This window comes from Mesorhizobium sp. M0601 (genome assembly GCF_040320845.1).
Taxonomy (GTDB): Bacteria; Pseudomonadota; Alphaproteobacteria; order Rhizobiales; family Rhizobiaceae; genus Mesorhizobium.
Genome location: NZ_JAMYQK010000089.1, coordinates 1 through 4,408 on the forward strand (window position 1 = coordinate 1; position 4,408 = coordinate 4,408).

General features: G+C 65.2%; 4 protein-coding genes. 3 read left to right on the forward strand and 1 reads right to left on the reverse strand.

The genetic code is table 11. The features are described 5' to 3' along the window. The first annotated feature begins 342 nt into the window (after positions 1-342). The 3 genes from NKI41_RS32755 (at position 343) to NKI41_RS32765 (ending at position 3,491) form a co-directional block, all read left to right on the forward strand. A complete protein-coding gene (locus tag NKI41_RS32755) occupies positions 343-1,920 on the forward strand; it encodes an HD domain-containing phosphohydrolase (protein ID WP_352687135.1) in 1,578 nt (525 codons plus the stop codon). A 90-nt stretch (positions 1,921-2,010) separates the two neighbouring features. Continuing rightward, positions 2,011-2,283: a hypothetical protein gene (locus tag NKI41_RS32760; RefSeq protein ID WP_091581466.1), complete on the forward strand. Its 273-nt coding sequence runs from the start codon at positions 2,011-2,013 to the stop codon at positions 2,281-2,283. A 74-nt stretch (positions 2,284-2,357) separates the two neighbouring features. Beyond that, complete coding sequence (locus NKI41_RS32765; protein WP_352687138.1) at positions 2,358-3,491, forward strand: substrate-binding protein; 1,134 nt, start codon at positions 2,358-2,360, stop codon at positions 3,489-3,491. 513 nt (positions 3,492-4,004) lie between these two features. On the opposite strand, the gene NKI41_RS32770 is transcribed toward NKI41_RS32765, so the two are convergent. Further along, on the reverse strand, positions 4,005-4,408 hold a 404-nt coding region (locus NKI41_RS32770; protein ID WP_352687141.1), incomplete at its 5' end, for a transposase.

The window sequence follows — 4,408 nt, forward strand, 5'->3', positions numbered from 1 at the left end:
TTGCGCTGCGTCTCGCGTGAGAAACGCCGCATGTTCATGTCGTCGATCAGCCGCTGGCGCAGCGGGCTGATCCGGGCATCGAGAACGGGATGGGGCATTGGTCAGGCTCCTTGTTGAAGAAGCCCGTCATGCTCTGCCCCCGCCGGACGACGCTCAACGCCAGCGCGACGACCGGTTCTTGATCTCTACCTCAACCGCAGGCGCCCCTCCTGCGCAGCGGGTTCGTTCGTCGGCCCCAAACGGAACATTCTGTTTCTCGCCGGATAGCACAACCAGGGTTGGGATTTTTCCCTAGGCATTAACGGCAGGCGGGGCTAGCGTAGAGCCACTGGGAGGTGGGCGATGACAGACGTCTCGATCCGCCGGGCGGATTTCATGATGGTCCTCGCTTATGCTTCGGACCTTGCCACCGGCCATTCTCGCGACTTCGCACTGAAATCCTGCGTGCTTGCGATGCGGATTGCCGATCTTGCGGGCGTTTCCGAGCAGGATCGGCGCAATGCCTACCACCAGTCTATGCTCCGCTATGTCGGTTGCAACGCGGACACGGACCTCCTGTCGGCCACCTTCGGCGACGAAATTGCGCTCCGCCAGGATCTTGTCGGTCTCGATATGGGCAACCGGGCGGAGCTGGGCAGGGTCTTCGTCCAGGCTTTCAAGCGGCTCTACTACGATCTTGAGCCCGACGCGCAGGCCAAGGCGATCGAGGCTGGGCTATCGCAGGCGATCGCCGTGGCCCGCCCGGTCCTGACCGCGCATTGCGAGGTCGCGCAACGGATCGGCGAGCGGCTGGGCCTGTCGGAGGAGATGCGACGCAATCTTGGACAGATCTACGAACGCTGGGACGGCAAGGGCCTGCCGCGCGGGCTGAGCGGCGAGGATGTCCTGCCAGCCGTGCGCCTGATCACATTGGCACAGGATGCCATTGCGCTCTGCGATGCCGTCGGTATTGAAGGGATGGCCGAAACCATCGCCAGTCGCGGCGATGGCCCATATGAAGCGGAACTGGCCCGGCTCGTCTCGGCCAACGCGCCGACGCTGATGGAGGGCATCGGCGCGACGGTCGACCGCGCGACCATTTTGGCGCTTGAGCCCGATCCGCCGGTGACGCTGGATGAGGAGGCTTGCGATGAGGCGTTCCTCGCCATCGCCGACATGATCGACATGCGCATGCCGTTTACGCAGGGCCATTCGAGGATGGTGTCGGAACTGGCCACGGGTGCGGGGAAACGGATCGGGCTGCCCGACCCTGACGTCCGCGCGCTGCGCTGGTCGGGCTGCATCCATGACATAGGCGAACTCGTGGTGCCGGTGGCGACCTGGATGCGCAACGGTCCGCTGTCGGTGCGCGAGCGCGACGCGGCGCAGTTGCACGCCTATTATGGCGAGCGGGCGCTGGCCTCGTTCGGCCGCGAGGGCGAGGCGATGGCCGCCCTCGTGCTTCGCCATCACGAACGCCTGGACGGTTCGGGCTATCACCGCAAGGTCCACGGCTCCGACCTGTCCCCGGCGGCAAGAATCCTGGCCGCCGCCGAAGCCTTCCAGACGTCGCGAGAGGAACGTCCGCACCGCAAGGCGTTGTCCAGCGAGGCGGCGGCCACGCAGTTGCGCGCCGCCGTTCGCGAGGGCTGTATCTGCCCCGATGCCGCCGAGGCCGTGCTGTCCTTCGCCGGACAGCCGTCGCGCCGGCCGCCGCCCCGGCCGCTGGCCGGAATGACGCCGCGTGAGATCGAGGTGCTGCGCCTGATCGCCGCCGGCCTTACCGCGAAGGAAGCGGCGCGCAAGCTGGATATCTCGCCCAAGACGGCGGACCACCATATCCAGAGCGTCTATGCCAAGATCGGCGTGACCACCCGCGCCGCCGCGGCACTCTACGCGGTCGAGCATGGCCTTGTCCGGCCGGGCGAGACGCAGGCATAGGGAATACACCCCATGTGCGCCCGCTCCGGGGCGCGCATCGTGATCCTGTCGACGGACCGATGGTGGCCGCGACCGACAGGAGGAAATCAGATGCTTCTCGCAACGACCAAGGTGGCGGACGTCGACCGCTTCATCCGCATCTTTTCGACCAAGGGCGCCGACAAGCGCCGGCTGCACGGCTCGAACGGCGCAACCGTCTTCCGCGACCCCAGCGAGCCCGACCGCGTCTGGGCGATCTTCGACTGGGACGCCGAGGGCTGGAAGAATTTCGTGTCGGATCCGGAGGTGCCCGCGATCCTGCAGGAAGCCGGCCACGTCGGCAAGCCGCAGGCGGCACTGCTGCTCGGCCACTACGAGGCCTGAGATCCCGCACTGCGCGCCGCCTGCCGCCCGGCGGCGGCGCCCCCCCGACGAACCCCCAGATTTGGAGAAATCAAGTGGATCCGAAACCCATCAAGATCGGCCTTGTCGCCGAACTCACCGGCCCGTTGTCCTTCATGGGCATCGCCAACGCAAACCTCACCACCATGCTCGTCGACGACATCAATGCCAAAGGCGGTTTGCTCGGCCGGCCGCTGGAGCTTGTCATCGAGGATGGCGAGACCAACGACAGCGCCGCCAAAGCAAGGACTGCGAAACTGATAGACGTCGACAAGGTCGATCTGGTCGTCGGCGGCATCTACAGCTCGACCCGCCAGGCCATCAAGAGCGAAGCGGTCGCACGCGGCAGGACGCTCTACATCTACACCGAGCAGTACGAGGGACAGGAAAACGATCCCCTGATCTTCTGTACGGGTCCAGTGCCCGCGCAGCAGGTCGAGCCGCTGATCCCTTGGTTCATGAAGAGCACCGGGGCGAAGAAGTTCTACCTGCCTTCTGCCGACTACATCTGGCCCCATCTGCTGAACAAGGCCGCGAGCCGGGTGGTGCGCGCCAATGGCGGCGACGTCGTCGGCGAGGAGTATTTCCCGCTCGATACAGTCGATTTCCGGCGGACGGTCGAGCAGATCATGGCGAGCGGCACCGACGTGGTTTTCAACACCCTCGTCCCGCCAGGCCTGACTCCGTTCCTCGAAGAACTGCACAAGGCCGGTTTCGGCAAGCGGGACGGCAAGATCATCTGCACCTACTTCGACGAGAACTTCTTCAATCTCGTGCCGTCCGAGCAGATCGAGGGCCTCTACAGCTGCCTCGACTACTATCAGGAACTCGAGGATCCGTTTGGCCGCGCGCTCTTGCGTCGCTACCAGGACCGTTTCCCCGGCAGCGCCATGTTGACCGCGGGCAGCGGCTGCACCGGCCACTACCGGGCGATCAAGATGTGGGAAGCGGCTGTCAATGAGGCCGGCACGGTCGAGCGTGATACGGTCATCCGGGCGCTCGATCACTCGCGGATCAGCGAGGGACCAGGTGGCCCGGCCGAAATGGTCCCCGGCCAGCACCATGTTCGCATGAACATGTACATCGCGCAGGCGCAGGGCGGTCGATTCCGGGTCGTCAAGAACCTGGGTCCGATCGATCCCAACGAGCGCGCGGTTAGCGACGAACTCCAACTCAGCAAAGCGGGCTGAGCCGGCCGCGTCGATGACTGTTCTTCCAGGTGGCAGGGAGGCTAGCAAGTTGCCCTGCCACCCAACCGGGCAATAGTGCATTCCAGTCGCACATACAGAGCAACTGAAGATCATCAGGCGCTATCTCCGGCGCTGGCGCGTTGCGGTCCGCGATACGCTGGACGCGTCGATCCGCTTTCTAATCTCGCCATCCCGAAAACGGACAGTCCGCAAACGTGAAGAGTTTCGGGCGCCGGCAGGCGTACGAAAGTCCCCGAGGAAGGAACCCGCGGGCCACAGGCGATAGCTATGGGGATTTCGGATTTCGGCAGATGTCGGCGATGGCGTGACCGCCGTCGGGAAGCGCTGGGGTGAATGCGGACAGACCGCTTCGTTGCGCCTCCGCGCGGTGTTGTCGGGACGGTGGACGGCTGGGCGCGGCTCTGTCGGCGTCGATAATCACCATAGGCGTGCGTCGATCCGTTGCCGGAGGCTGAGTGCCTGCAGCTGAAGGCTGAACCATTCCATGCCGGGTCATGGCGTGCTGCTCCCGGTCGACGGGGAACCGTTTGGCGGTCCGCGCGGCTGCCTCCGTCGTTCGAACACCTCGATCACGATCATGCGGCCGCCACAGCAGGGGCATGGCGGGCGGAAGTTGTCCGGTTCGTCCGTGGTGTCATCGTCGGACGGTGCGGTGACGTTCAGGAGTTCACGAACAAGCGCGAGGCTGGCCCTGCGAGCAGAGCCGGCAAGCAGGCCGCAATGCCGGATGCGGTGGAATCCCTTTGGCAACACGTGGAGCAGGAAGCGGCGGATGAACTCGTCGGTCGCGAGCGTCATGAGCTGCTGCCGGTCGGCGCCGTCGCGGCGGTAGTCCTTGTAGCGGAAGGTGACGCCGCTCTTGTCGAAGGCGATCAGCCGGCTGTTCGAAATCGCGA

Excerpts from the sequence above, each read along its gene's own strand:
- NKI41_RS32755 (WP_352687135.1), top strand. The coding sequence starts at position 343 with ATGACAGACGTCTCGATCCGCCGGGCGGATTTCATGATGGTCCTCGCT.
- NKI41_RS32760 (WP_091581466.1), top strand. The coding sequence starts at position 2,011 with ATGCTTCTCGCAACGACCAAGGTGGCGGACGTCGACCGCTTCATCCGC.